This window comes from Phosphitispora fastidiosa (assembly GCF_019008365.1).
GTDB lineage: Bacteria > Bacillota > Thermincolia > Thermincolales > UBA2595 > Phosphitispora > Phosphitispora fastidiosa.
This window is the reverse complement of sequence record NZ_JAHHUL010000052.1, coordinates 1-1237: the sequence shown is the minus strand read 5'-3', so window position 1 is coordinate 1237 and position 1237 is coordinate 1. Positions and strand designations below refer to the sequence as shown.

Here is a 1237-nt window from a genome sequence, read left to right as displayed (position 1 = left end):
TTAAAACTTCGCCGCTGACTCCTCCGGTTCAGCCATTTGTAGAGTATTTTCTTGGTTATATAGTAGTATTCGTTCAGGCTGGCGTAATTGCCTATAACTCCATAGTAGTTGTAGTATCCACGAAGTTTGGCATTTAGCATACTAAAGAGGTTGGGCAGGCGTTTGTTCCTGTTTTCCTTGCACCATTGCCTGACACTTGCCAGTGATTTCCTCATCTTGCTTCGTGAAGTCCTTTTTTTGATGATATCTTTTCCACGGTGGGACACCTGCCACCTGAATTCAAAACCCAGGAAATCGAAACTGGTGTTTTCAGCTTTGCGGAATCTGGAGAAACTGATAATGTTGGTCTTTTCTGCGGCTAATTCAAGACCAAATTTATTCAGCCTTTTTCCCAATACCCGATAAAAACGTTCGGCATCCCTCTTGTACCTGAATGCGCAGGTGAAATCATCTGCGTACCTGCACATATATGCTTCGCCCTGGCACCTTGGTTTTACTACTTTTTCGAACCAGATGTCTAAGGCATTGTGCAGGTATATGTTTGCCAGTATGGGACTGATAATTCCTCCTTGGGGTGTTCCGGTTATGGGATTAATGACCTGTCCATCAGGTTCCAGTATTCCTGCTCTCAGCCATTTTCTGATTAGTCCGATAAATGCTTTGTCATCTACCCGTTGTTCAAGCATTTTGATGAGCCACTCGTGGTCGATGTTATCAAAAAAGCCTTTGATGTCTGCCTCTACTATGTAGCTGTATTTCTTGAATTGCAGTTCCTCAGTGAGCGCTTTGACCGCTGTTTTGGCACCAACCTTGGGCCGGTATCCGTAGCTGTTTGGTGAGAATTCCTGTTCATATATTGCTTCCAGTACTTTAACTGCGGCGCTTTGGATTACCTTGTCCGCTATCGCGGGTAGTCCCAGCGGTCTTGTTTTGCCTTCCCCTTTGGGTATATAGACCCTCCGTACCAGTTTTGCCCGATATTTCTTCCTTTTGAGTTTATCAACAATTTCATTAATACTGCCATCAAGGTTTTCTGCAAATTCCTCTGCAGATATCTTGTCAATTCCTGCTGCAGCCCTTTTGTTGACCCTTTTAAAGGCTTCCTTTAATGATGCACTGTTTAATAAACTGTAAAGGTTCCGAAATCGGTACTTTTTGAGTTGTTTTGCCTTCTGTGCTATTCCCCGCAGTGAGGTTTGCATTAATTTCTCCAGTCCTTCATGCCCGGTTAATGTTT

The 1237-nt window shown here is 43.7% G+C and carries 1 protein-coding gene; it reads right to left on the bottom strand.

The annotated features are described in order from the left end of the window. Positions 1 to 1237: group II intron reverse transcriptase/maturase (gene ltrA / locus Ga0451573_RS18875; protein WP_231685746.1), on the bottom strand; the 1237-nt coding region annotated here is incomplete at both ends.